Origin of the sequence: Actinoallomurus sp. NPDC052274 (assembly GCF_040679475.1) — a bacterium.
In the GTDB taxonomy this organism is placed as follows: Bacteria; Actinomycetota; Actinomycetes; order Streptosporangiales; family Streptosporangiaceae; genus Actinoallomurus; species Actinoallomurus liliacearum.
Genome location: NZ_JBFAUT010000021.1, coordinates 37,730 through 60,842, shown reverse-complemented (window position 1 = coordinate 60,842; position 23,113 = coordinate 37,730). Strand labels below are relative to the sequence as shown.

The window sequence follows — 23,113 nt, the reverse complement described above, 5'->3', positions numbered from 1 at the left end:
GCTTCGCTCGCTCATGAATGAACCAGTTTCTTGACGACCGAGGTGAAGAAGCCGAGGCCCTCGGTGGACGTACCGGTCAGGGCCTCGACCGCGTGCTCCGGGTGCGGCATGAGGCCGACGACGTTGCCGGCCTCGTTGCAGATGCCGGCGATGTCGTTCAGCGAACCGTTGGGGTTGACGTCGAGGTAGCGGGCCACGACCCGGCCGCTGGACTCCAGCTCGTCGATGGTCTCCGGGGCGGCGACGTAGCAGCCGTCCATGTTCTTGACCGGGATGACGACCTCCTGGCCCTCCTCGTAGTCGGTGGTCCAGGCGGTGTCGGTGTTCTCGATGCGCAGCCGCTGGGCGCGGCACACGAAGTGGAGGCCGGCGTTCTGGGTCAGCGCGCCCGGCAGCAGGTGCGACTCGCACAGCACCTGGAAGCCGTTGCAGATGCCCAACACGGGAAGGCCGTCGCGCGCGGCGGCGACCAACTTCTCCATGAGGGGCGCGAACCGCGCGATGGCCCCGGCGCGAAGGTAGTCGCCGTAGGAGAATCCGCCGGGCAGGATGACGGCGTCCACGCCGAGCAGATCGCCCTCGGCATGCCACAGGGACACCGGCTCGGCGTCCGCGAGGCGGACCGCTCGTGCGGCGTCCCGGTCGTCCAGCGACCCGGGGAAGGTGATCACGCCCACACGGGCTGACATGGGCACACTCCGATACAGGAACGGACTCGGGCGTGCCCTAGCTTATCCGGGGTTCTAACCTGCGCTTTTCAGGAGTTGCGGCTCGAGGAGCCGCATGGGCGACTCCTCCTGCCAGCTCAGCCGCTTCTGGAGGTAGACGACGGTGCCCGTGTCCGGGCGGCTGTCGAACGTGACGTCGTCGACGAGCGCCCGCATGATCTTGATCCCGCGTCCGGACTCCGAATCGAGGCCCGCGTTCTTCTCCGCGTCACTCTGGAAGCCGTGCCCCGTGTCGGCGACCTTCAGGACACAGTGATCCCCGGCGATACTGGCGATCACCTCATAGTGACTCGTCGAATCAACGTGCTGCACGACATTCGTGCAGGCTTCGGATGCGGCCACGAGAAGGTCGGCAATACAGGCTTCCGAAACCCCCAACCCGCGCAGCGTATCGCCCAGGACCCGGCGGATCACCGGGATGCTGAGAGTCTCACGCGGCAAGTCGAGTGAGAACTTCATATCCACCGGTCACCTCGTGTCATCCTTTGACCCCTGACCTGGGGGTCGACCCCGTCTCCGTGATTCTTTCAACGAAGCTAAGGCTTCCCCGGTGGAAACTGGCGTAATCGCGTTACCGAGCTAACTTTGGGCGACTATTCGGCGCGCAGTTCGAACGTCTCGATGACGGGGTTGGCCAGCAACGTCTCGGCCATCTTCCGAACACGTTCCGTGGCCGCTTCGTCGGCCGGTCCTTCCACTTCGATCTCGAACCGCTTGCCTTGCCTTACCCCGGTGACCCCTTCGAAACCGAGGCGCGGCAGTGCGCGGGCGACCGCCTGGCCCTGGGAATCGAGAATTTCCGGCTTGAGCATGACCTCGACGATGAAACGCGCCATGGTGACCCCCTCTGATCTGCAGGTACGGCATCGAAGCGTACGGCACGTCCGGCCACCCGATGACGCGAAGCCTCTTCCGATGGGATCGTAGGGGCCGATCACCGCCCCCGGAGGAATCGTCATGCGCGCCGAGGAACTGACCGAGTCGGAGTCGGCACTGTGGGAGGCGTTCCCCGCCGCGCGGACCGTTGACCTCGGCGGCCGGGGCGAAGTGCGGGCCGAGGTCATCGCGGCGCTGCTCTCGGGCGCACGGCCGCCCGAGCCGGGACGGGTGCCCGCGGTCCGTCTCACCGGTGCGAAGATCACCGGGCTGCTCGACCTGTCGTTCGCCGACGTGCCGTACGCCGCACTGCTGCGCGACTGCGATTTCGCGGAGACGCCGAGCCTGTACGGCGCCCGGCTCCGGCAGATGAACCTGTCCGGCTCCCGGCTGCCGGGCCTGCATGCCTCCGACGCCCGGATCGACGGCCTGCTCTGGCTGAAGGGCTGCCGGTTCGATGGCCCCGTCCTTCTCGTCGGGACGCAGGTCGACGGCGCGCTGTCCCTAAGCTCGGCGCGGGTCGATGGTGAACGCGCTCTGCAGGCCGACGGCCTGACCGTCGCCCGCGACCTGATCGCCGCCGGCCTGACCGTCTCCGGATCGGCTCGCCTGCGGGGAGTACGGGTGCAGGGCGCGATCATCCTCGACCGCGCCCGGCTGTTCTGCCCGGGCGGTGTGGCGCTGGACCTGGACCGGGCTCGGGTCGAGGGTGCGGTCGCCCTCGGCAACGGTCTGCGCGCCGAGGGGATGGTCAGCCTGCGGTCGGCGGTGATCGGCGGCACCCTGGAGATGAGCGGCGCGGAGCTGGTCAATCCCTCGGGCATCGCGCTGCGCGGTCATCTCCTCACCGTCGGCAGCAGCCTTCGGGCCTCGATCCGGGCGAGCGGACAGGTTTACCTCAACGCCGCGCACATCACCGGGTCGATCGTTCTCGACGGGGCCAACCTGTCGAATCCGGGTGGAACGGCGCTGCGCGCCTCCCGAGTGGAGGTCACCGGCGGCATCTTCGGCAGGTACGGCTTCGCCGCCGACGGCGCAGTCCACCTGGTCGACACGCGTGTCGGGGCGGGCGTCGACCTGTCCGGCGCCCGGATCACCGCGCCGGGGACCGTGGCGCTCAAGGCCGGTGGAATCTCCGTCGGCGGTGCCGTGAACTGCTGCGACGGCTTCACCGCCGTCGGCGAGGTGTCGCTCGAGGCCGCCACGGTGCAGGACTCACTCGCCCTGGACGGGGCCCGGCTGTCCAATCCGGGCGGTCCGGCGCTGTCCGCGAACCGGATCGAGGTGGGCGGGACGATCTCGGGCAAAGGCGGCCTGACGGCCGAAGGCGGGATCTGGCTCCTGGACGCCCGCGTCGGCGCGAGCGTCGAGTTCAACGGGGCGACGCTGTCCAATCCGGGCGGGCGCGCGCTGACCGCCTCGGGGATCGACGTCGGCCGCGTGGTCGACTGCTGCGACGGGTTCACCGCCGACGGCCGGGTTTCCTTCTCCAGCGCCCGGATCGGCGGCCAGGTGTGCTTCACGGACGCGAAGATCGACGCCTCCGTCACACTGCACGGCGCTCGGGCCGACACCCTGCGGCTCACCGAGGGCACGCGTATCACGGGCCCCCTCGACCTCCAGCACGCGACGATCGGTGTGGTCCGCGACCACCCGGCGGCCTGGCCCGCCGAGACGCTGCTCACGGGGTTCTCCTACGACTCGTTCGACACGCCGCTGTCCGCGACCGACCGGGTAGCCTGGCTCGACGGCGCGGCCGGGTACCAGCCGCAGCCGTACGAGCAGCTCGCGGCCGTCTACCGGCGGCTCGGGCAGGACGCCGACGCCCGTACGGTCCAGCTCGCCCGGCAACGCCGCCGTCGGCGGACCCTGCCGCGCTGGCTCGCCCTCTGGGGCGTGGTGCAGGACTGGACGGTCGGCTACGGCTACCGGCCGCAGCGTGCGGTGCTCTGGCTGGCCGGGCTGCTGCTCATCGGCGCCGCGGCGTTCGGCGCCCACCACCCGCCACCGCTCAAGGTCGGCGAGGCCCCTCCGTTCAACCCGGTCCTCTACACGCTCGACCTGCTCCTGCCGATCATCGGCTTCGGCCAGGAGTCGGCGTACGCGCCGCGCGGCTGGCAGCAGTGGCTCGCCGCCGCACTCGTCGCGTCGGGCTGGATCCTCGCCACCACGATCGCCACAGGCGTCACCCGGGTCCTCTCCCGTCAGTAGCCGGACTGAATTCCTACTTCTTTGATAATCTGGCTCCATGAGCGAGCAGGCGTACAGCGTCGGCGAAGGCCCAGCGACCAGGGTGAGTCTCTCCCTACCCGAGGGAACGGCCGAAGCGATCCGCCAACGGGTCGGCAAGCGCGAGTTCTCGGCCTTCATCACGGAAGCGGTCGAGCGCGAGCTGCGCGGCCAGATCCTGGATGAGTACCTGGCCGACTACGAACGCCGCAAGGGACCGGTCTCAGCACGAGAACAGGAGACGGCGCGCCAGGTCTTCGACGAGGTGTTCGCCGAGGAGGGCAATTGGCCCGCCGCAAGCTGAGCCACGAGGGCACCCTCGTGCTCGACTGTGAGGGACTGTCGAAGCTCGTCGATGATCACGAGCGTGTCGTCGCGTTGGTCACGGAATCCCGCAAAAGAGGCATGGAGGTGGTGATCAGCGCGCTGACCATCATCGAAGCCGCGCATCGCCGGACCGACAAGGCGCGACTGGCCTGGCTCCTCTCAGGTGTGCGGATCGTTCACGTCGGCGAAGAGGAGGCCAAGGCCGCCTCGACGAGGCTGATCAACGCCGGGTTGCACGGCCACAAGTACGCGATCGACGCCGTCGTGGCCGAGATGGCCGTACGGCAGCGGCGTCCAGTCGTCCTTCTCACCTCGGACATCGACGACATGACGAAGCTCTGCGGTGATCGGGTGCGTCTCGTGTCCGTGTAAGCGATCACACCGGTCGGGTCGCCGACGCGCTATACATGAAGGTTCTGTCGTCACCCCGGAGCCGTGGATGTTGATCGATGACCTGACCAAGCCCGAGCGGGTGCTCTGGGACGCGTTCCCGCGCGGTGAGACGGTGGACCTGTCCGGCGGTGACCAGGACTTCGACGCCACGAACGCCTGGGGCCCCGAGCGCACCATCCGCGCCGAGGTGATCTCCGCGCTGCTGCTGGGCGCGCGGGAGAACGAGCCCGGCCAGGTCGCCGCCGTACGCCTGACCGGCGCGCGGATCACGGGCACGCTCAACCTCGGGCACGCCCACGTCACCGTCCCGCTCGCGCTCACCGGCTGCCAGCTCACCGACGCGCCGCACCTGTACTGGGCGCGGCTGCGCAGCGTCCACCTCATGCGCTGCCGGCTGCCCGGCCTGGTCGCCTCGGGCGTGCGCATCGACGGGCACCTGTGGCTGGAGGGCAGCCACGTGTACGGCGGCGTGTGGCTCGACAGCGCCCACATCACCGGCATCCTGAACCTGACCGGCGCCTACCTGTCCCACCCGGGCGGTGACTCGCCGCTGCTCGCCGACCGCCTCATCGTCGACAACAACGTCTACTGCGACCAGGGCTTCACCGCCGAGGGCGAGGTGCGGCTGCCGGGCGCGCACATCGGCGGCCTGCTCAACCTGCGCGGCGCGCGGCTGCGCAACCCGAAGGGCCAGGCGCTGTACGCCAGCCGGCTCGCGGTCGCGGCCAACATGTTCTGCGACGGCGGGTTCAGCGCTGAAGGGGAGATCCGGCTGCGCGGCGCGCGCATCGGCGGCTACCTCTCGATGGTCGGCGCGACCGTCTCCAACCCGGGCCGTACCGCGCTGAACTGCGACGACATGGGCATCGAGACCGACATCTACTGCTCGGACGGCTTCCGTTCCGAGGGCGTGGTCAGCCTGGCGGGCGCGCGGATCGGCGGCCTGTTCAACCTGCGCGGCGGGCGGCTGTCCAACCCGGCCGGGGTCGCCCTGAACCTCCAGCGGGCCCAGGCCGAAGAGGTGATGCTGCGGGCCGCCGAGCCGGTCAAGGGCGTCGTCGACCTGAGCTACGCGCGGATCAAGCTGCTGCGCGACGACCCACTGTCCTGGGCGCCGAGGTACCAGCTCGACGGCCTGACGTACGAGATGATCGACCCGCCGCTGACCGCCAAGGAGCGGCTCAAGTGGGTGGCCCGCGACACCGACGGCTACATCCCACAGCCGTACGAGAAGCTCGCGGAGACCTACCGGGTCCTCGGGCACGACGGCGAGCGGCGCTCCGTCCTGCTGGCCAAGCAGCGAGCACGCCGGAACACCCAGCCGGTGCCGCGCCGGATCTGGGGATACGCCCAGGACTGGACCGTCGGCTACGGCTACCGGCCCTTCCTGGCGGCCGCGTGGCTGGTGGCGCTGCTGGCGTTCGGCACCGTGGTCTTCCAGCACCGGCCGCTGATCCAGGAACCGGGGCACAACACGCAGTTCAACCCGTTCCTGTACACCCTGGACCTGCTGCTACCGGTCGGCTCGCTGGGCCAGGAGGGGGAGTTCGCCCCCCACGGCATCTACCTGTGGATATCCGACGCGCTCGTCGCCGCGGGCTTCATCCTCGGCTTGACCGTCGCCGCCGGCGCGACCCGCGTACTGTCCCGAGAGTGATCCACTCCTACCGAATCAGCGCGTGATTCGCGTTGGTGGCAGGGCACAACCTTCCGGGTACGTTTCCGTAGGAGCAAAGGCTTGCGCCCGGGTACGTGGCCTCTGTCACGATGACGACTACGTCTCCCGTACTCGCCGGGATCCGCGGGAAGGGCGACGCGCAACCAGGCCGACCGCGGCGATCCCGCGAACGGCCCTGAACGCACGAGGAGTGGCACGTGATCGTCGACGCCGCGCGCGGTGCGCCCCTGGGCACCGACGCACAGTCTCCCCCATCGGAACTCGTCCAGTTGCTCACCCCTGAGGGCGAGCGCGTCGAGCACCCCGACTACGACGTGAACCTGACCCCCGACGAGATCAAGGGTCTGTATCGCGACCTGGTGATCGTCCGCCGGATCGACACCGAGGCCGTCGCGCTGACCCGCCAGGGCGAGCTGGGCATCTGGGCCTCGCTGCTCGGCCAGGAGGCCGCGCAGATCGGCTCGGCGCACGCCCTGCGGCCGGACGACATGGCGTTCCCCAGCTACCGGGAGCACGGTGTGGCCTGGTGCCGGGGCGTCGACCCGCTCGACCTCCTGGGTCTCTTCCGTGGCGTGAACCACGCCGGGTGGGACCCGAAGGAGCACAACTTCCACCTCTACACGATCGTCATCGGCAGCCACACGCTGCACGCCACCGGCTACGCCATGGGCATCCAGCGCGACGGCGCCGAGAACGCCGCCATCGTCTACTTCGGCGACGGCGCGACCAGCCAGGGCGACGTCAATGAGGCGTTCGTCTGGTCGGCGGCGCAGAACGCCCCGATCGTCTTCTTCTGCCAGAACAACCAGTGGGCCATCTCCGAGCCGCTGGAGAAGCAGTCCCGCATTCCGCTGTACCGCCGCGCCGAGGGCTTCGGCTTCCCCGGCATCCGCGTCGACGGAAACGACGTCTTCGCCGTGCACGCCGTCACCCAGAAGGCCCTCGAGAACGCCCGCAGCGGCCAGGGCCCGACGCTCATCGAGGCGTTCACCTACCGGATGGGCGCGCACACCACCACGGACGACCCGACGCGCTACCGGCTCCAGGCCGAACTCGAGTCGTGGAAGCTGAAGGACCCGATCGAGCGCCTCAAGGCCTACCTCGTGAAGAACCAGCTGGCCGACCGCGCGTTTTTCGACGCGATCGACGCCGAGGCCAAAGAGCTCGGCTCGGACCTGCGGAAACGGTGTCTAGAATTGCCCGACCCGGAGCCGACGGCGATCTGGGAGAACGTCTATGCGACCGAGCACTCGCTGCTCGCGGAAGAACGTGGCCAGTTCACCTCGTACCTGGCGACGTTCGAGGATGTGTCCCGATGAGGGGGCGGCCGACTCAGGCCGGGGGTACGCGCGGAGGGGAGTGCGACGGTGAGCGCTGAGACGCTGACTCTTTCCAGGGCTATGAACGAGGGCCTTCGCAAGGCCATGGAGAACGACCCGAAGGTCCTCATCATGGGTGAGGACGTCGGCAAGCTCGGCGGTGTCTTCCGGGTGACCGATGGTCTGCAGAAGGACTTCGGCGAGGCGCGCGTCATCGACACGCCGCTGGCCGAGTCCGGCATCGTCGGCACGGCCATCGGCCTCGCGCTGCGCGGCTATCGGCCGGTGTGCGAGATCCAGTTCGACGGGTTCGTGTTCCCGGCGTTCAACCAGATCACCACGCAGCTCGCCAAGATGCGGATGCGGTCGCTCGGCACGCTCGAACTACCGGTCGTCATCCGCATCCCGTGCGGCGGCGGCATCGGCGCGGTCGAGCACCACAGCGAGTCGCCGGAGGCGTACTTCACCCACACCGGCGGCCTGCGCGTCGTCGCGTGCTCGAACCCGTCCGACGCGTACACGATGATCCAGCAGGCCATCGAGTGCCCCGACCCGGTGATCTTCTTCGAGCCGAAGCGCCGCTACTGGGACAAGGCCCCCGTCGACCGCGACCTGTCCAAGGCCGCGCCGTTCGACAAGGCCGTCGTCGCGCGCCCCGGCGAGGACGTGACCGTGCTCGCGTACGGGCCGATGGTCAAGACCTCCCTCGAGGCCGCGCAGGCCGACGAGCAGCACTCGATCGAGGTCATCGACGTCCGCTCGCTCAACCCGCTCGACGAGGAGACGATCCTGCGGTCCGTACGCCGGACCGGCCGGTGCGTCGTCGTGCACGAGGCGCCGATCTTCAACGGGTACGGCGGCGAGCTCGCCGCCCGGATCACCGAGAAGTGCTTCTACCACCTGGAGGCACCGGTGCTGCGGGTCGGCGGCTTCTCCACGCCGTACCCGCCGTCCCGTCTCGAGGACCACTACCTGCCCGACCTCGACCGCGTCCTCGACGCCGTCGACCGGACCTTCGCGTGGTGAGCATGGGCGAGCTGAAACAGTTCAAGCTGCCGGATGTCGGCGAGGGCCTGACCGAGGCCGACATCGTCAAGTGGCACGTACACCCCGGCGACGCCGTCGAGGTCAACCAGACGATCGTGGAGATCGAGACGGCCAAGGCCGTCGTCGAGCTGCCCTGCCCGTACGAGGGCACGGTCGCCGAGCTCCTCGTCGAGGAGGGCACGACGGTCGACGTCGGCGTCCCGATCATCTCGGTCGCGGTCGGCGGCGACGTCCCGGCCGCGGAGGGGGCCACGCCCGCCCCCGCCGCCGAGGGCGCGCGGGAGCCGGGCATGGAGGGCAGCCCCGCCCCGGCGGTCGACCCGTCCGCCCCGGAGCAGAAGCGCGTCCCGGTGCTGGTCGGCTACGGCGTGAAGGCCGGCTCGACCAAGCGCCGCCCCCGCAAGGCCGCGGCCTCCGGCGCCCCGCCCGCGCCCGCCCCCGCCGCGACCGCTCCGGCGAGCGCGCCCGCCGCACCGGCGCAGCCCGTTCCCGCCGCCCGGCCCGCCGGGTCGCGGGTGGCGGTGCTGGCCAAGCCTCCGGTCCGCAAGCTGGCCAAGGACCTGGGCGTCGACCTGAGCGGCGTCACCGGCAGCGGCCCGCAGGGGTCGATCACCCGGGACGACGTCCGCCAGGCCGCCGAGGCCCCCGCGGCCCCGGTCCGTACGGCGGGCGAGCGACGGGAGGAGCGCATCCCGATCCGCGGGGTGCGCAAGCACACGGCGGCGGCCATGGTGCAGTCGGCGTTCACCGCGCCGCACGTCACCGAGTGGCTGCAGGTCGACGTGACCGAGACCATGAACGCCGTCAAGCGGCTGCGCGAGCTGCCCGACTTCGAGGGCGTCAAGGTCTCGCCGCTGCTGCTGGTCGCCAAGGCGCTGCTGCTGGCGGTCCGGCGCAACCCGCTGGTCAACTCGGCGTGGGACGAGGACGCGCAGGAGATCGTGGTCAAGCACTACGTGAACCTGGGCATCGCCGCCGCGACCGAGCGCGGGCTGATCGTGCCGAAGGTCCGGGACGCCCACGACCTGTCGCTGCCGGACCTGGCCCGGGCACTCGCCGACCTCGCCGCCACGGCGCGGGCCGGCAAGTCCACCCCGGCCGACCTGTCCGACGGCACGATCACGATCACGAACGTCGGCGTCTTCGGCATCGACGCGGGCACCCCGATCCTGCCCCCCGGCGAGTCGGCCATCCTGGCCGTCGGCCAGATCCGGGACATGCCCTGGGTGCACGAGGGCGAGATCAAGGTCCGCAAGGTGACGACGCTGGCACTGTCGTTCGACCACCGCATCGTCGACGGCGAGCTCGGCTCCGCCGTCCTCCGCGAGGTCGGCGCCATGCTCGAGGACCCCATGCGCATGCTCGCCTGGTCCTGACCGAGAGGGGCTCCGGACCGCATCGGCCCGGAGCCCTACCGGCGGATCACTTCGTGAATCAAGGGCAGGTCTGGCGCTTGGCGGTGAGGTCGAGGGTCTTCTTGATCGAGCTGAGGCGCAGGCGCTTGGACTCGGGGCAGAACTTGCTGAGCGGCAGGTTGTACTCGGCGTGGAAGACAGGCTTGCCCGCGTTGATGAACGGCTTGAGCGTCGCGCACTCCTTGTACTCGGCGCACTGCTCGTTCACAGCGAAGTCGAAGTCCTTGACCAGGGAGGGGATCTGGTCCAGGTCGTTCTTCAGGCCCACCGCGAGCCCCTTCTGGTGGGCGACGCTCGCCAGCATCCGGTCGAACGCCAGCTGCTGCTTAGCGGTCAGAGGGAAGCCGGAGTCGTTCTGGTAGGCGTCCACGTTGTCCGGCTCGACGCCGTCGAAGCCCTTCGCCTTGCACCGGTCCAGGCGATTGGCCCAGATCTTCTGCAGCACGTCGATCTTGCGGACGTCGAGCCAGCGCTCCTTCGGCCAGCCGTCGAGCTTCTTGCCGATGACCGACTTGGGGAAGGACGCGTAGTCCGGCCGTCCCTCCTCCACCGAGCCGGCGCTGACGTAGCAGATGACCTTGCGCCCCTGGCGGTGCAGCGCGGTCACCGTCGCCTTCGGCGTCTCGAACATGTCGACGTCGTAGACGCTCGCCTTGACCGACGTATCGATCTTCCCGCTGAGCTGCCACTGCCAGCTGACGCCGGACTTCGGCCGCCACCAGGAGGTCGCCCGCGTCGGCGTCGTGGCGTGTGCCGACGCCGTGGCATGCGCCGCCGTGTCCCGCGCGCCGCCTCCCGAGCCGCCGCAGCCCGCGAGCGCGGCGAGGGCCAACACGACCGGGACGTACCCATAACGCCGATAACGCCGTTGCACCATGAATGATCAAGTTACCCGGCCCCCGGACCGTCGGGGTACTTGCGCCTCTTCGCCGCGCATCGGCGATCGGCCGCGCCACCGCCTGGGATTTGACGCGCGCAGACCCAGCGATCAGTACGCTGAGAGCAATGCTCCCCCGACTGTTCGCCTGGCTGAGACGGCACCAGTGGCTCGTCGACCTCATGCCGACGTTGGCGCTCTGCGTGGTCTCGCTGCTCTCGCGGGGCCGGTACGTCACCTTGATGCCGAACGGCCTGCCTCGCGAGGTCCCGCTCCCGGCCCACGGCACGCTGGCCGTCGTGATGTGCCTGCCGCTGATCTGGCGGCGCCGGTGGCCGCGGGCGGTATTCGCATTCATCGCGCTGGTGGCGCTCGTCCAGTGGCTCGCGGACATCAATGTCGCCCTGTACGACTTGGCGGTGCCCGTCGCCCTGTACACCATCGCGGCGCAGTGCGTCCTCCGGTGGGCGCTTGCCGCGTTGTTGTTCGCCGAGATCGGCATGGTCCTGACGGTCTGGCGGGCGGTGAAGCAGGTCCCGCCCCAGGCTCAGTGGAGCTCGGCGAGCCACCGATCGGTCATGATCGGGGCCATCTGGCTGTTCGGGCTGTACGTCAGCACCCGGCGCAAGTACGTCCTTGGCCTGGAAGAACGCGCCGAGCGCCTCGAGCGTGAGCGCGACGCGAAGGCCGAAGCGGCCGCCGCCGACGAACGCGCCCGGATCGCCCGCGAGATGCACGACGTCATCGCGCACAGCATCAGTGTGATGGTGATCCAGGCCGACGGCGCATCGTACGCCGTCGACACCGACACCACGGGGACCAAGAAGGCGATACAGGCGATCGGCGCCACGGGTCGGCAGGCGCTCATGGAGACACGCCGCATGCTCGGGGTGCTCCGCGAGAGCGACGGCCAGTCCACGCTCGTGCCACAGCCGGGCGTCGACCAGCTCCCCGATCTTGTCCAGCAGATACGTACCGCCGGGCTCGCGGTCGAGCTCGCGGTCAGCGGCGAGTCCGTGCCGCTGACCGCGGGGCTGGGGCTCGCCGTCTACCGGATCGTGCAGGAGGCGCTCACGAACGTCATGAAGCACGCCGGTCCGGCGGCCACCGCGCACGTCGCACTCCACTACGGTGATCAGGCGATCGAGGTACGAATACGCGACGACGGGCGAGGCGCCACGTTCTCCGACGGACGCGGCCACGGTCTGGTCGGCATGCGCGAGCGCGCCGCCGTTTACGGCGGGCAGGTGAGAGCCGAGCCGGCGCCGGGCGGCGGCTTCGAGGTCGTCGCGCGGCTGCCGGTGAAAGAGCAGATCAAGGCCTGACCATCAGGGTGCTGTTCGTCGACGACCAGGAGCTCGTACGGATCGACCCACGCAGATGAGGGGTCGTGTTCAGGCAGCCGCGCGGCACCCGTGGCGGTGGCCGGAATGGGACGTTACGTTAACCCATCGTCTCCGGCCCGCTTACTCAGGCACGCGGCCGCCGAACCCGGGGGAGGGCTTAGCGCCGGATCGGGTTCCGACGCTCGCCCGGGCCTTAACCCCCGCTCAGGAGGTCGGAGGTGTGGAGCCACAGCGGACAGCGGCGTCGGGAAGCCGGAGACCATCGAGGTAGTCGTTGATCATCTTGCTCTCACACCCTGGGGTGAAGACCTTCATTCCGTGCGTCCAGTCACGCAGGATGACCAACCTGGCCTTGGGGCCCAGTTGTCGCGCGACCTGGCGCGACCAGGCCGCCGGGGTCGCGTTGTCATACCGGCTCTCCACGAGGAGCGTGGGGGCGGCCGTGGTGCTGGTCGCCTTGGATTGGGGATTGCGCACCGGGGTGGGCCAGCCCTGGCAGGTGAGGATCGACTTCATGGCGTTGGGCGAGTACCCCACCAGCGGCGCTGCGATCGCAGAGGTCTTGAGATCGCCACGGAGGGCGGACCCGTTCGGATATCCCATCGCGAAGTCCTGACAGACGATCGGATCGGCGTAGTTGATCGTGGCCGGGAGCTCACCCTCGGAGTCGGACGGCCACGGTTTCCCCGCGTCCAGGGTCTTCAGGAAGCTGGCCGCGGCCGACCAGGACGGCGTCCACAGCATGGCATCGACTTCGCCGGCCACGGTGAACGGCGTCCATGTGAAACCGGATTCGTCCGTACCGGTCAGTTCGCCGTTCTGCGCCTTCGCCACCACCCGGCGGTAGACATCGGCCGGCCTACTGCCATGGAGAGCGCAGGAACTCGTGCGGGCACACCAGCGAGCGAACTGGTCGAAGGATTCGTCGAATGCGTTGGCGGCCGTCACCGCGAACCGGCGACGCGGGGCGCTGTGATCCATGATTCCGTCCAGCACCGCCGCCCGGACGTGCGCGCCGAACATCGCGGCGTACTGCTGACCGAGCAGCGTGCCGTAGGAGTGCCCGTACAGGCTGATTTTCCGCTCTCCCAGCGCCGTGCGCACCGCGTCCACATCTCGTGCGGCGCTCGCCGTGTCCAGGTGGTCGAACACCGGCCCCGTGGCCTTCCGACAGGCGTCGGCCAGCGCGCGGTTGCGCTCCCGCAGCGTCGCCAACTCCCGGTCGGTACGCGGCAGGCGGTTCCCGACGGCCGTCATGACCTGGCGGGTCGGGCAGGTGAGCGGGCTGCTCTTGCCAACGCCTCTCGGATCCAGACTGACGATGTCGAACCTTTTCTCCAGGCCCCCGAAACCGGGCTGACCCGCGACCGTGTCCACTCCCGACTGTCCGGGACCACCGGGGAGGAAGACCAGAGTGCCGAACCGTCGCGACGGCTGCGTGACCGCCCGGCGGACGATCGCGATCTGGATCCGGCGTCCACGCGGCCTGCTCCAGTCCAGCGGCACGCTGACGGTCCCGCACTGCACGTCGCCCTGGCCACCTGAGCATTGCCGCCACACGATCTTTGACTGTACGGCGGCACCCGCCGATTCTGCCCGAACGGCTCCATCCCCGCACGCGGCGATCGAAGGGGCCAGCATCAGGCAGGCCCCCGCCATCAGAATTGCCCGGTTGAGCATTGACGTCTCCTAGTAGTCGCGGAAATCCCCAAAGCTAATGAATGGCGTTCAGCGCCTACGTCACCGTGAAGACGGCTCTTTCCCCCTGGCCTCATGCGACCTCAGTCGCATTGGCTGATCATCCTGTGGGCGGACGGAACAGCCGGAAGAGCGCCGGACGAGGCCATGATCAGGACCAGTCCCGGTGCCTTGGATTGTGCGAACCGGCCCCGGTCAACCGCCTGGGATGGAAGATTGGGGGCGCGTGCGACTTGAAGCGCATGCGCCCGTCCACCCGCCGGCTGATCGACAATAGCCGCGTGACGGACGCCCGCAGGCGCCCGGGAACGGTTCACTCAGGGCATGGACGAGAACAAGGCGGCCCGCTGGGCGGCCGCACTGGCCATTGGGGCTGCGGCCGCAACCGCCCTCACCGGCTGCGGTCTTTCCGAAGGCGTCAAGGAGAAAACGAACGGACACGTCAAGACCGTCTCCTATACGACGGCCACGGCCGGCAAGAGCGATCGACAGACCCAACTGCCGAGCTGGGTACCGGACCAGGCGCGCTCGGTCTCCGAGGCCATCCGCACCACCGGCTCGGAGCGCATACTTCGCTTCACCCTCGACGATCCCAAAGCGCTCACAGCCTGCCACCGAGCCGCCCCTTCGCGCACGCCGGCGACCCTGACCGCCTCGTGGTGGCCCAGCGGTCAGGAGTCCAAGACCAATACGCTCTGCACGACCGACTGGTACGTCCTGGAGCAGGGGACCACGGTCTACGCTTACCGCCCTGAAATCCATCCTCAACCGAACAACTGATCGCGCGTCGCAGCAGCGCTGTCGACACCCTTGCCGTCGTCGCCACCGGGATGAGCATGACGCCGCAGACCGCGCCCATCGAACAGCGGCGACGTCCATGAGCCGTCTTTCCGTCGCCTACAGCAACTCGGAGGCTCCAGCGGAACCGGTGATCAGGGCTATGCAGTCCCCGCCGACCCCGGTCGACGTCCGGATCGACGCGATCAATCTGGTCAGCCAGGAGCGCGTGGGCCACTCTTACGTCTGGGACCGCATCGCGACCGTTGAGCTCGGACCCGTCCGATGAAGCTTAGGGACGCAGCCGCCCGAGCGTGTGATCCCTGGTTATCGGTGACCATAGGACGCAGCAGATGCCAGCGATCAAGGTCTCCGTACCTGGCGGTCGGCGGAGCGCCGCGAGATGGAGAAGCCGCCGAGACGTGAGTCCCGGCGGCTGGAAGGCCCGCAGCCTTCCTTGGAGTCCATCCGTAGTGCAGCGAGTTCGCTCACCTTGATGCCGTCGGCGTCCGCCTGCAGCGACGAAAGGCTCGGTGAAAGCGGGCACAGACTCCGAGGAAAAGCCGCATAATCCGCATCCGGGGCCTGTTCCCCGAGCTTCACGGACGTATGGCCGGCAGGGCGTCGGTCAGGGGCAGGTCTGGCGCTTGGCGGTGAGGTCGAGGGTCTTGCGGATGGAGCTGAGCTTCAGGCGCTTGGACTCGGCGCAGAACTTGCTCAGCGGCAGGTCGTACTCGGCGTGGAAGACGGGCTTGCCCGCCGTGATGAACGGCTTGAGGGCGGAGCACTCGTCGTACTCGGCGCACTGCTCGTTCACCGCGAAGTCGAAGTCCTTCACCAGGGCCGGGATCTGGTCGAGGTCGTTCTTCAGCCCGACGGCGAGGCCCTTCTGGTGGGCGACGCTCGCCAGCATGCGGTTGAACGCGAGCTGCTGCTTCGCCGTCACCGGGAAGCCGGACTTGTTCGCGTACGCGTCGGCCAGGTCCGGTTCGACGCCGTCGAAGCCCTTGGCCTTGCACTGGTCCAGACGCGCCGCCCAGATCGGCTGGATCACGTCGATCTTCCGGATGTCGACCCAGCGCTCCTGCGGCCAGCCGTCGACCTTGTTGCCGAGGACGGACTTGGGGAACTTGGCGTAGTCGGGCCGGCCCTGCTCCGCCGCGCCGATGTCGATGTAGCAGATGACCTTACGGCCCTTGGCGTGCAGCGCGGTCACCGTCGACTTGGGCGTGTCGAACATGTCGACGTCGTAGACGCTCGCGTTCACCGACGTGTCGATCTTGCCGCTGAGCTGCCACTGCCAGCTCACGCCGGTCTTCGGCTTCCACCAGGAGGCCGAGGCCGCCTGCGCCTTCGCCGATGCCGTCTCGTGGGCGGCCACGTCGCGGGCGCCGCCCGAACTGCCGCAGCCGGCGACGGCGGCGAGGGACAGCGCGAGGATCGCGTATTTCAGTGCCATAGGTGAGCAAGCTAGCTGGACGCCGCCGGAACGTCAGCATTTCGGGACAAGTGATGATCTTGACTCGCGCCCGGTTGAGCCCGAATTGTGACCTGGGTTACAGGTGTGGAGCCGCCGTGATCGTGGAAATCCTTCGACATCTCAGTAAAGAGCGTGAAAAGCCTGCCTGGGAGGCGCGGCATGAAGATCACGCGAGCGGCGGCGGCCGTCATGGCGACCGGCCTCATCGTGGCCGGATGCTCGGGCGGGGCGAGCGGGGGCGGCGGGACCACGATCCGGATCAGCGCCAACGGCGTCAAGGGCGGCAAGAACGCCGCCGGCGCCGCGTGGGTCACCGACTACGTCATCCCGAAGTTCACCGCGTACGAGAAGAGCAAGGGGAAGAAGGTCACCGTCCGCTACCTGGGGACGGGCGTGGACGACGCTCCGTACAAGGAGAAGACGGCGCTCGACCTGAAGTCGGGCGGCGGCGCGGACCTGCTGCAGATCGACGGCATCTGGGTCGGTGAGTTCGCCCAGGCGGGATACATCAAGCCGCTCGACCAGACCGTCGGCGCCGCCGCGAACCAGTGGGACGGCTTCGCCCAGATCCCCGGGCCGGTGCAGAACATCATGGCCTTCGACGGCAAGCGGTACGGCCTGCCGAGCGGCACCGACGGCCGCGTGATCTTCTACAACCGGAAGCTGTTCCAGCAGGCCGGGCTCCCCGCCGACTGGCAGCCGAAGAGCTGGGACGACGTCCTCGCCGCGGGCCGGCGGCTCAAGGGCGTCAAGGGCGTCACACCGATCCAGCTCAACGCCGGCACCGCGATGTCGGAGGCCACGTCCATGCAGGGCGTGCTGCCGCTGCTCGCCGGCACCGGCCACCAGATCTACGAGAACGGCCGGTGGCTCGGGAACACCCCGCAGATCCGCGACGTCCTCGACGTCTACAAGAAGGTGTACTCCAGCGGACTCGGCGACCCGCGGCTGCAGCAGAACCCGCAGGGCCGGGACGAGTCGTTCCAGCGGTTCGCCCAGGGGAAGGTCGGCATGCTGCTGGAGAGCGACTACTTCTGGCGTGAGGTCGTCGGCCCGAACGCCGAGGTGGCGCCGATGAAGGATCGGGACCAGACGGTCGGGTACGCGCTGATCCCCGCCGTGCGGCCCGGCGGCGGCGTGCGCGGCCAGGACTTCGTCAGCCTGTCCGGCGGCAGCGGCTGGGTGATCAATCCGCACACGAAGAACGCCGCGCTGGTCTGGGACCTGCTGACCTTCATGCAGTCCCACGACGCGGTCAAGGAGGAGGTGCGCCGCACGGCGGTCGGCATCAGCCCGCGCACCGACGTGAACACCGAGACGCTCGCGAGCGATCCGCTGCTGAACTTCATCTCGACCAAGGTGCTGCCGATCACCGTCGTACGCCCCGGCCTCGCCGCGTACCCGCAGGTCTCCACGGCCCTGCAGAAGGCGACCGGCGACGTGGTGGCGGGCGGGAGCGTCGACGCGGCGGCGAAGGCGTACGAACGGAACCTCGAGCAGGCCGTCGGTGGCCGTGGCAGCGTCAGCACCGGCTGAGCGGCGGGCCGGCCTGGCGTTCGTCCTCCCGGCCCTGCTGCTCATCACGGTGTTCCTCATCCTGCCGGCGTTGTGGACCCTCTACCTGGGGCTGACGGACTACCGGCTCACCGGGACGGCGGCCGCGCACCCGCGGATCGTCGGCACGGACAACTACACGCGGGCGCTCGGCGACAAGGACTTCCGCGACGCCCTCGGCCGTACGCTGCTGTTCGTCTTCGGCTCGGCCGTCGTCGGGCAGAACGTCCTCGGCTTCCTCCTGGCGTGGTCGTTGCGTGCGACCAGGGCGTGGGTGCGGGCGACGGTCGAGACGGTCGTGCTGCTCGCCTGGATCCTGCCGGGCGTGGTGGTGGCCTGGCTGTGGATCGCGTTCCTGAAGGACCAGGGCGGCACGCTCAACGCCATCCTGCATACGCCGGGCCACGACTGGTGGTTCGAGCATCCGATGGGCGCGCTCATCGTGTTCAACACGTGGCGGGGCACGGCGTTCTCGATGATGCTGTTCTCGGCCGCGCTGTCGAACGTGCCGCCGAGCCAACTGGAGTCCGCCCGGCTGGCGGGCGCCCGGGGATGGCACCAGTTGCGCGACGTCGTCCTGCCGAACATCCGCGGCCACATTCTGACCAACACGCTGCTGATCAGTCTGTGGACGTTCAACGACTTCACGCCGTACCTCATCACCAAGGGCGAGCCGCACGGCGCGTCCGCGGTACTGCCGGTGTACATCTACCTCACCGCGCTGCCGGGCGAGCGGCTCGGCTTCGCCAGCGCCATCTCCCTGATCATGCTGCTGATCAACCTCGTGCTGGCGCTGGCGTACGTGCGGATCCTCCGGAGGCGCCCATGACCGAGCGAAGCGAGGGAATCGACAGCACAGCCCCTCCGGTCACTCCTCCGACGAAGGAGGATCCATGACGGCCGTACGGACGGTGCTGCGGCGGATCGGGTTCTACGTGCTCGTCTCCCTGGTCACGGCGTTCTTCGCGCTGCCGATGCTGTGGCTGGTCACCGCGCCGTTCACGCGGCATCCGACGTTCGCGGTGCGGTGGCCGGACTTCACGCTCGCCAACTTCCGGGCGCTCGGCGACGACCCGAACGCGCTGCCCTCGCTGTACAACTCGGCCGTGCTGTCGCTGTGGACGATGCTGCTCACCGTCGCCGCCGCCGCGCTCGCCGCGTACGCCCTGAGCAAGGTGCGCGTGCCCGGCCGAGACGCGATCCTCTACCTGCTCCTGCTGCTGTCCTCGGTGATCACCGGGACCGCCGCGATGGTGCCGATCTTCCAGCTGATGTTCCGGCTTCACCTGCTCGACCAGGACCTCGGCGTGATCCTCGTGCTGACCGGCGGCCTGCTGCCGGCCGCCATCTTCATCCTGAAGGACTTCATGGACACGATGCCCCGCTCGCATGAAGAGTCGGCGCGGGTCTTCGGCGCGAACTCGCTGCAGGTCTTCGGCCACGTCGTGCTGCCGAACGTACGGCCCGGCCTCGCCACCATCGCCGTCTGGGCGGTGGTGAACGTCTGGGGCAACTTCCTCATGCCGTTCCTGCTGTACCGCAGCCCGGAGAAGCAGCCCGCCGCCGTCACCCTCAACACCTTCTACACCGAGGGTGGCCAGCCGGACCTCGCGCTGATCTCGACGTTCTCGCTGCTCTACTCCATTCCAGTGGTCGGCATGTTCCTGTTCGTCAGCCGCCGCTACGGCTTCCGTTTCCACGGAGGGATCAAAGGTTGAGAGTCGCACTGGAGGCGGTGACGAAGGTCTACGACGGCGACGTACGCGCGCTGGACGACCTCTCACTGGAGATCGCGGACGGGGAGTTCTTCGCGCTGCTCGGCCCGTCCGGCTGTGGCAAGACGACCCTGCTCCGTACGATCGCCGGGCTCGAGACGGCCACGTCCGGCACCGTACGGATCGGCGAGCGCGACGTCACCCGCCTGGCGCCCGGCGACCGGGACGTGGCCATGGTGTTCCAGGACTACGCGCTGTTCCCGCACATGACCGTGGCCGACAACATCGCCTACCCGCTCCGGCTGAAGAAGGTGCCGCGCGCCGAACGCCGGGCGAAGGCCGCCGACACCGCCGCCGGGCTGTCCCTCGGCCCGTACCTCGATCGCCGTCCGGCGCAGTTGTCCGGCGGGCAGCAGCAGCGCGTCGCGCTGGCGCGGGCGATGGCCGCCCGGCCCACCGTCTTCCTGCTGGACGAGCCGCTGTCCAACCTCGACGCCCGGCTCCGACTGGAGGCCCGGACGTTCCTGAAGAAGCTGCAGCACGACCTCGGCGTCACCACCGTCTTCGTCACCCACGACCAGGCTGAGGCCCTCGCGCTCGCCGACCGCATCGCCGTCATGGAGGACGGGCGCGTCCGCCAGATCGGCACCCCTCGCGAGGTCTTCCAGCGACCCGCGAACATCTTCGTCGCCGGCTTCATCGGCTCGACCCCGATGAACCTCCTCGAGGGCGAATGCGTGCCCGGAGACGGCGATCCGACGAGTTCGTGGACCGACGAGATCGACGTCGCGGGCCTGCGGCTGCCGGTCCCCGAGGAGGCCACCGGGCTGGTCGGTCCCGGCGACAAGGTCATCGCCGGGTTCCGGCCCGAGTACGTCCAGGAGGCCGAGGACGGCATCGAGGGCCAGGTGGAGATCGTCGAGAACCTCGGCACGACGTCCCTGGTGACACTGGCGACCTCGGGCCCGAACGTCCAGCTCACCGTCCCCGAGGACCGCGAACCGGCGATCGGCGCCACCATCCGCGTCGCCCCGCGGCCCGGCCGCACCCTCCTCTACCGCGCCGACGACGGCGACCTCATCGACGACTCCTGAGCCCTCCGCCGGGTCCTCCGCGTCTCACTGGCCGCGCCACCAGCCGACCAGGGTGCGCCACCAGCGGGGCCGCTCCGTGTCCGGGGAGCCCGGCCGCTCCGGCATGGCGAGCGGCGCCGGGGGGACCGGGGGCTTCTCCGTCGCCACGGGTACGGGAGCGGGCACCGACACGGGCGGGAAGCGGACCGGGAGCGCCGTCAGCGCACGGTGGAACATCCCCGGTCGCCACTGCAGCCCGTCGGCGGGAACCGCGAGTCGCATGCCGGGAAGCTTGTCGAGGAGCTTCTCGATCGCGGCCGAGGCGATGAGACGTCCTTGGCTCTGCGCCGGGCAGGTGTGCGGCCCCGCGCCCCACGCCAGGTGCGCCCGGTTGCCCGCCCGTACGTCCGACGTCAGCGACGGGTCGGTGTTCGCGGCGGCGAAGCTGACGACGACCGGCTGGTCGGCGGGCAGCCAAGCGCCGTCGAGGTCCGTTTCCTTCGGCGGGTAGGTGGCCGCGTAGTTCGCGATGGGCGGGTCCGTCCACAGCACCTCGTCCAGCGCGTCCTCGATGGACAGGCTGCCCCCCGACAGGCCGTCCGCGAAGCGCTCGTCGGACAGCAGCAGCAACATGGTGTTCGCGATCAGGTTCTGCACGGGCTCGGTCCCGGCGCCCATGAGCGTGACGAGCTGGCTCAGCATCTCCTCGTCCGTCAGCTCCGCCGGGTGGGCCATCAGCCAGGAGGTCACGTCGGGACCCGGGTTGGCGCGTTTGTACGCCACCAGCTCCATGACGGCCTCGCCCAGGATCAGGTTGAACTTCTCGGCGTCGATGCCTTCGAAGATCCCGCTCATTCCCTCGACCAGCCGATCCCCGATCACCGACGGGCAGCCGAACATCGAGTTGAACACCAGGAGCGGCAGGACGCGGGCGTACTCGCTGATCAGGTCCATCTGACCGACGTGCGCGAGTCGTGCGATGAGGGAATCGGCAGTGGTCTCGACCCAACCGCGCAGAACATTGGAGTCCACCTGCGCCAGACTCGCCGTCACCGCCGACCGCAGCCGGGTGTGGACGGCGCCGTCGGTGAACAGGGCGTTCGGCCGGTAGCCCATCATCGGCAGCAGCGGGCAGTCGGGCGCGACGTTCGCCTGCCAGCGGCGGGGGTCCTTGGGGAACCTGATCGGGTCGCGCAGGACGTCGAGCGCGGCCTGGTAGCCGATGACGAGCGTGCCGGGCACGCCGGGCGCCAGCTCGACCGGCGCGGCGCCTCCGTGCCGGCGCAGGGCGGCGTAGGTGCCGTGGGGATCGGCGGCGAATTCCGGCCCGTACAGCGGCAGCCGGCCGGAGTGGGCGGGGCATCCCGAGGAAGGTCCGGTGGCGAACTGATCGGAGGTCACTTGGGCTCCTTTTAGGGGCGGTTGGGGGAGCCTCTGCCGCAGAGGAGGTCGCGGGCAGCGCCAAGGAGCCGAAAGGCTACAGCCGGTGATTCCCAGATTCCAGTGAGATGACCGATTTTGGGCGCGGGTTTCGGTCCCCGCCGACACTCAGTCGGAGTTGCACCAGACCAGGATTCCGGGACCGTCCGGCGTACGGACCGGGACCCACGCCTCGTCGGCCTCGGAGATCCGCACGTCGTCGGCTTCGCTGACCGAGGTCCTCGCCGAACTCGCCGAACCGGCGGCGTAGTACGACGGCCGATAGGTATGAGCACGCCGAGGTGAAGAGCACTCACGAGGTCCAAGGTCGGCCTCAGCCACCGGCCAGAGGTCGGGAATGAAAGGACGACTACGAGTCCCGCTACGGCTGGGCACGGGACGACTCATGACATTGCCCACGGCCGCCAGTCACTCGCCGGCCTCTCTGGCCGTTCTGAGCATCCCCGAGGCCGCGGCGCACCGCCAAAGCCCGGACTTCCACGTCGATCCCCAGGATCGGGCGGCTACTTCCTCGGCGCCGTTCGACCCCGGACAGGACTCTGCGTACCGAAAGCTCGGCGACCGGGCGGCGGATGTGCATTATGTGGCTTCTGCCCGGCGCTATGGGCGCGCGCATACCGAGTCTTTCGGCCGGACTGAACGTTCGAGCAGCCCCGGCGTGTGCGGCTTCGCCTCGAATGCCCGGCAGGTTTCGCTCAGGGGATATTCGGAGCCTACGACCGGACGGAGCCGGCCCTGTGCGGTCAGGGCGAGCAGTTCCCGGAGTGGATCGTGGTAGGCGCCTGGCAGGGTGAGTGCGGCGCACAGCCAGAACGCCGCCACCGTCAGGTTGCGTTCGGCGAGCACTCCGGGGTCGATGGGCGGGCGGCCCTTGCGGGAGGCGTCGCCGTAGCTCACCAGGCGGCGGAACTGGGCGAGGGCTTCTAGGCCGGCGGCGATGGCGGGTCTACCGTTGGCGTCGAGGACGATGTCCACCGGTCGGCCGTCGTTCGCCTCCCGGACGCGTTCGGGATAGCCGTCGGGGTCGCTGTCCACCGCGGCGTCGGCGCCGGGTTCCAGCGCGAGAGCCCGCTTGCCGGCGGTCGAGGCGGTCGCTATGACGCGGGACGCGCCGAACTCGCGGGCCAGTTGGACCGCGAGC

Annotated in this window: 22 protein-coding genes and 1 pseudogene; 14 read left to right on the top strand and 9 right to left on the bottom strand. The window is 69.4% G+C overall.

Annotated features, from left to right (window positions below):
- Positions 1 to 11: 11 nt before the first annotated feature.
- The 3 genes from purQ to purS all read right to left on the bottom strand — a co-directional run bounded on the left by purQ (position 12) and on the right by purS (position 1,564).
- Positions 12 to 689, bottom strand: coding sequence for a phosphoribosylformylglycinamidine synthase subunit PurQ (gene purQ, locus AB0K82_RS19655; RefSeq protein ID WP_364398691.1), 678 nt, complete (start codon positions 687 to 689; stop codon positions 12 to 14).
- Between the two features lie 54 nt (positions 690 to 743).
- Positions 744 to 1,187 carry an ATP-binding protein gene (locus tag AB0K82_RS19650; protein WP_364398689.1) on the bottom strand — a complete coding sequence of 148 codons (444 nt, stop codon included), beginning with the start codon at positions 1,185 to 1,187 and terminating at the stop codon, positions 744 to 746.
- A gap of 134 nt (positions 1,188 to 1,321) precedes the next feature.
- The gene (gene purS, locus AB0K82_RS19645) at positions 1,322 to 1,564 is read right to left on the bottom strand and encodes a phosphoribosylformylglycinamidine synthase subunit PurS (RefSeq protein WP_364398687.1); all 243 of its coding nucleotides are present in this window, start codon (positions 1,562 to 1,564) and stop codon (positions 1,322 to 1,324) included.
- A gap of 121 nt (positions 1,565 to 1,685) precedes the next feature.
- Here purS and AB0K82_RS19640 point away from each other — a divergent pair, with 121 nt between their 5' ends.
- The 7 genes from AB0K82_RS19640 (at position 1,686) to AB0K82_RS19610 (ending at position 9,973) form a co-directional block, all read left to right on the top strand.
- On the top strand, positions 1,686 to 3,815 hold the full coding sequence (locus AB0K82_RS19640; protein ID WP_364398685.1) for a hypothetical protein: 2,130 nt from the start codon (positions 1,686 to 1,688) through the stop codon (positions 3,813 to 3,815).
- A gap of 37 nt (positions 3,816 to 3,852) precedes the next feature.
- Positions 3,853 to 4,137, top strand: coding sequence for a hypothetical protein (locus AB0K82_RS19635; RefSeq protein WP_345367099.1), 285 nt, complete (start codon positions 3,853 to 3,855; stop codon positions 4,135 to 4,137).
- Entirely contained in the window at positions 4,119 to 4,532 is a 414-nt protein-coding gene (locus tag AB0K82_RS19630; protein ID WP_364398683.1) for a DNA-binding protein, read from the top strand. Before AB0K82_RS19635 ends, AB0K82_RS19630 begins: the two co-directional genes overlap by 19 nt.
- 67 nt (positions 4,533 to 4,599) lie before the next feature.
- Positions 4,600 to 6,210, top strand: coding sequence for a hypothetical protein (locus tag AB0K82_RS19625; RefSeq protein ID WP_364398681.1), 1,611 nt, complete (start codon positions 4,600 to 4,602; stop codon positions 6,208 to 6,210).
- 218 nt (positions 6,211 to 6,428) lie between these two features.
- The gene (gene pdhA, locus AB0K82_RS19620; protein WP_364398679.1) at positions 6,429 to 7,550 is read left to right on the top strand and encodes a pyruvate dehydrogenase (acetyl-transferring) E1 component subunit alpha; all 1,122 of its coding nucleotides are present in this window, start codon (positions 6,429 to 6,431) and stop codon (positions 7,548 to 7,550) included.
- A 48-nt stretch (positions 7,551 to 7,598) separates the two neighbouring features.
- A complete protein-coding gene (locus tag AB0K82_RS19615; protein WP_364398677.1) occupies positions 7,599 to 8,576 on the top strand; it encodes an alpha-ketoacid dehydrogenase subunit beta in 978 nt (325 codons plus the stop codon).
- A gap of 2 nt (positions 8,577 to 8,578) precedes the next feature.
- The gene (locus AB0K82_RS19610; protein WP_364398675.1) at positions 8,579 to 9,973 is read left to right on the top strand and encodes a dihydrolipoamide acetyltransferase family protein; all 1,395 of its coding nucleotides are present in this window, start codon (positions 8,579 to 8,581) and stop codon (positions 9,971 to 9,973) included.
- 58 nt (positions 9,974 to 10,031) lie between these two features.
- Here the strand turns inward: AB0K82_RS19610 and AB0K82_RS19605 are convergent, their stop codons facing one another.
- The gene (locus tag AB0K82_RS19605) at positions 10,032 to 10,889 is read right to left on the bottom strand and encodes an endo alpha-1,4 polygalactosaminidase (protein ID WP_364398674.1); all 858 of its coding nucleotides are present in this window, start codon (positions 10,887 to 10,889) and stop codon (positions 10,032 to 10,034) included.
- Between the two features lie 128 nt (positions 10,890 to 11,017).
- Here AB0K82_RS19605 and AB0K82_RS19600 point away from each other — a divergent pair, with 128 nt between their 5' ends.
- A complete protein-coding gene (locus AB0K82_RS19600; protein WP_364398672.1) occupies positions 11,018 to 12,214 on the top strand; it encodes a histidine kinase in 1,197 nt (398 codons plus the stop codon).
- A 225-nt stretch (positions 12,215 to 12,439) separates the two neighbouring features.
- Here AB0K82_RS19600 and AB0K82_RS19595 read toward each other — a convergent pair whose 3' ends face one another.
- Positions 12,440 to 13,876 carry an alpha/beta fold hydrolase gene (locus AB0K82_RS19595; RefSeq protein WP_364398814.1) on the bottom strand — a complete coding sequence of 479 codons (1,437 nt, stop codon included), beginning with the start codon at positions 13,874 to 13,876 and terminating at the stop codon, positions 12,440 to 12,442.
- A gap of 381 nt (positions 13,877 to 14,257) precedes the next feature.
- Between AB0K82_RS19595 and AB0K82_RS19590 the strand changes: the two genes are divergently transcribed.
- Together AB0K82_RS19590 and AB0K82_RS19585 are read left to right on the top strand one after the other, a co-directional pair.
- Entirely contained in the window at positions 14,258 to 14,713 is a 456-nt protein-coding gene (locus AB0K82_RS19590) for a hypothetical protein (protein WP_364398671.1), read from the top strand.
- A gap of 97 nt (positions 14,714 to 14,810) precedes the next feature.
- Complete coding sequence (locus AB0K82_RS19585) at positions 14,811 to 14,999, top strand: hypothetical protein (RefSeq protein WP_364398669.1); 189 nt, start codon at positions 14,811 to 14,813, stop codon at positions 14,997 to 14,999.
- Between the two features lie 339 nt (positions 15,000 to 15,338).
- Here the strand turns inward: AB0K82_RS19585 and AB0K82_RS19580 are convergent, their stop codons facing one another.
- The gene (locus AB0K82_RS19580) at positions 15,339 to 16,169 is read right to left on the bottom strand and encodes an endo alpha-1,4 polygalactosaminidase (RefSeq protein WP_364398668.1); all 831 of its coding nucleotides are present in this window, start codon (positions 16,167 to 16,169) and stop codon (positions 15,339 to 15,341) included.
- Between the two features lie 180 nt (positions 16,170 to 16,349).
- On the opposite strand from AB0K82_RS19580, the gene AB0K82_RS19575 reads away from it, so the two are divergent.
- The 4 genes from AB0K82_RS19575 (at position 16,350) to AB0K82_RS19560 (ending at position 20,553) form a co-directional block, all read left to right on the top strand.
- On the top strand, positions 16,350 to 17,726 hold the full coding sequence (locus tag AB0K82_RS19575; protein WP_364398667.1) for an extracellular solute-binding protein: 1,377 nt from the start codon (positions 16,350 to 16,352) through the stop codon (positions 17,724 to 17,726).
- A complete protein-coding gene (locus tag AB0K82_RS19570) occupies positions 17,704 to 18,573 on the top strand; it encodes a sugar ABC transporter permease (protein ID WP_364398665.1) in 870 nt (289 codons plus the stop codon). The genes AB0K82_RS19575 and AB0K82_RS19570 overlap by 23 nt, the downstream gene beginning before the upstream one ends.
- A 64-nt stretch (positions 18,574 to 18,637) precedes the next feature.
- On the top strand, positions 18,638 to 19,462 hold the full coding sequence (locus AB0K82_RS19565; protein WP_364398664.1) for a carbohydrate ABC transporter permease: 825 nt from the start codon (positions 18,638 to 18,640) through the stop codon (positions 19,460 to 19,462).
- Positions 19,459 to 20,553, top strand: coding sequence for an ABC transporter ATP-binding protein (locus AB0K82_RS19560; protein WP_364398662.1), 1,095 nt, complete (start codon positions 19,459 to 19,461; stop codon positions 20,551 to 20,553). Before AB0K82_RS19565 ends, AB0K82_RS19560 begins: the two co-directional genes overlap by 4 nt.
- 24 nt (positions 20,554 to 20,577) lie before the next feature.
- On the opposite strand, the gene AB0K82_RS19555 is transcribed toward AB0K82_RS19560, so the two are convergent.
- The 3 genes and pseudogenes from AB0K82_RS19555 to AB0K82_RS19545 all read right to left on the bottom strand — a co-directional run.
- Positions 20,578 to 21,933, bottom strand: coding sequence for a cytochrome P450 (locus AB0K82_RS19555; RefSeq protein WP_364398661.1), 1,356 nt, complete (start codon positions 21,931 to 21,933; stop codon positions 20,578 to 20,580).
- A 147-nt stretch (positions 21,934 to 22,080) separates the two neighbouring features.
- On the bottom strand, positions 22,081 to 22,359 hold the full coding sequence (locus AB0K82_RS19550) for a DUF6210 family protein (protein WP_364398659.1): 279 nt from the start codon (positions 22,357 to 22,359) through the stop codon (positions 22,081 to 22,083).
- A gap of 213 nt (positions 22,360 to 22,572) precedes the next feature.
- Positions 22,573 to 23,106: pseudogene (locus tag AB0K82_RS19545) on the bottom strand (zinc-binding dehydrogenase); the annotation flags it as partial.
- Positions 23,107 to 23,113 lie beyond the last annotated feature (7 nt).

What these genes read in the sequence shown, in the direction of transcription:
- AB0K82_RS19550 (WP_364398659.1), bottom strand. Translation starts at nt 22,359, where the DNA reads ATGAGTCGTCCCGTGCCCAGCCGTAGCGGGACTCGTAGTCGTCCTTTC.
- AB0K82_RS19605 (WP_364398674.1), bottom strand. Translation starts at nt 10,889, where the DNA reads ATGGTGCAACGGCGTTATCGGCGTTATGGGTACGTCCCGGTCGTGTTG.
- AB0K82_RS19575 (WP_364398667.1), top strand. Translation starts at nt 16,350, where the DNA reads ATGAAGATCACGCGAGCGGCGGCGGCCGTCATGGCGACCGGCCTCATC.
- AB0K82_RS19595 (WP_364398814.1), bottom strand. Translation starts at nt 13,876, where the DNA reads ATGCTGGCCCCTTCGATCGCCGCGTGCGGGGATGGAGCCGTTCGGGCA.
- AB0K82_RS19610 (WP_364398675.1), top strand. Translation starts at nt 8,579, where the DNA reads ATGGGCGAGCTGAAACAGTTCAAGCTGCCGGATGTCGGCGAGGGCCTG.
- AB0K82_RS19590 (WP_364398671.1), top strand. Translation starts at nt 14,258, where the DNA reads ATGGACGAGAACAAGGCGGCCCGCTGGGCGGCCGCACTGGCCATTGGG.
- AB0K82_RS19580 (WP_364398668.1), bottom strand. Translation starts at nt 16,169, where the DNA reads ATGGCACTGAAATACGCGATCCTCGCGCTGTCCCTCGCCGCCGTCGCC.
- AB0K82_RS19635 (WP_345367099.1), top strand. Translation starts at nt 3,853, where the DNA reads ATGAGCGAGCAGGCGTACAGCGTCGGCGAAGGCCCAGCGACCAGGGTG.
- AB0K82_RS19565 (WP_364398664.1), top strand. Translation starts at nt 18,638, where the DNA reads ATGACGGCCGTACGGACGGTGCTGCGGCGGATCGGGTTCTACGTGCTC.
- purQ (WP_364398691.1), bottom strand. Translation starts at nt 689, where the DNA reads ATGTCAGCCCGTGTGGGCGTGATCACCTTCCCCGGGTCGCTGGACGAC.
- purS (WP_364398687.1), bottom strand. Translation starts at nt 1,564, where the DNA reads ATGGCGCGTTTCATCGTCGAGGTCATGCTCAAGCCGGAAATTCTCGAT.
- AB0K82_RS19625 (WP_364398681.1), top strand. Translation starts at nt 4,600, where the DNA reads ATGTTGATCGATGACCTGACCAAGCCCGAGCGGGTGCTCTGGGACGCG.
- AB0K82_RS19600 (WP_364398672.1), top strand. Translation starts at nt 11,018, where the DNA reads ATGCTCCCCCGACTGTTCGCCTGGCTGAGACGGCACCAGTGGCTCGTC.
- AB0K82_RS19650 (WP_364398689.1), bottom strand. Translation starts at nt 1,187, where the DNA reads ATGAAGTTCTCACTCGACTTGCCGCGTGAGACTCTCAGCATCCCGGTG.
- AB0K82_RS19585 (WP_364398669.1), top strand. Translation starts at nt 14,811, where the DNA reads ATGAGCCGTCTTTCCGTCGCCTACAGCAACTCGGAGGCTCCAGCGGAA.
- AB0K82_RS19640 (WP_364398685.1), top strand. Translation starts at nt 1,686, where the DNA reads ATGCGCGCCGAGGAACTGACCGAGTCGGAGTCGGCACTGTGGGAGGCG.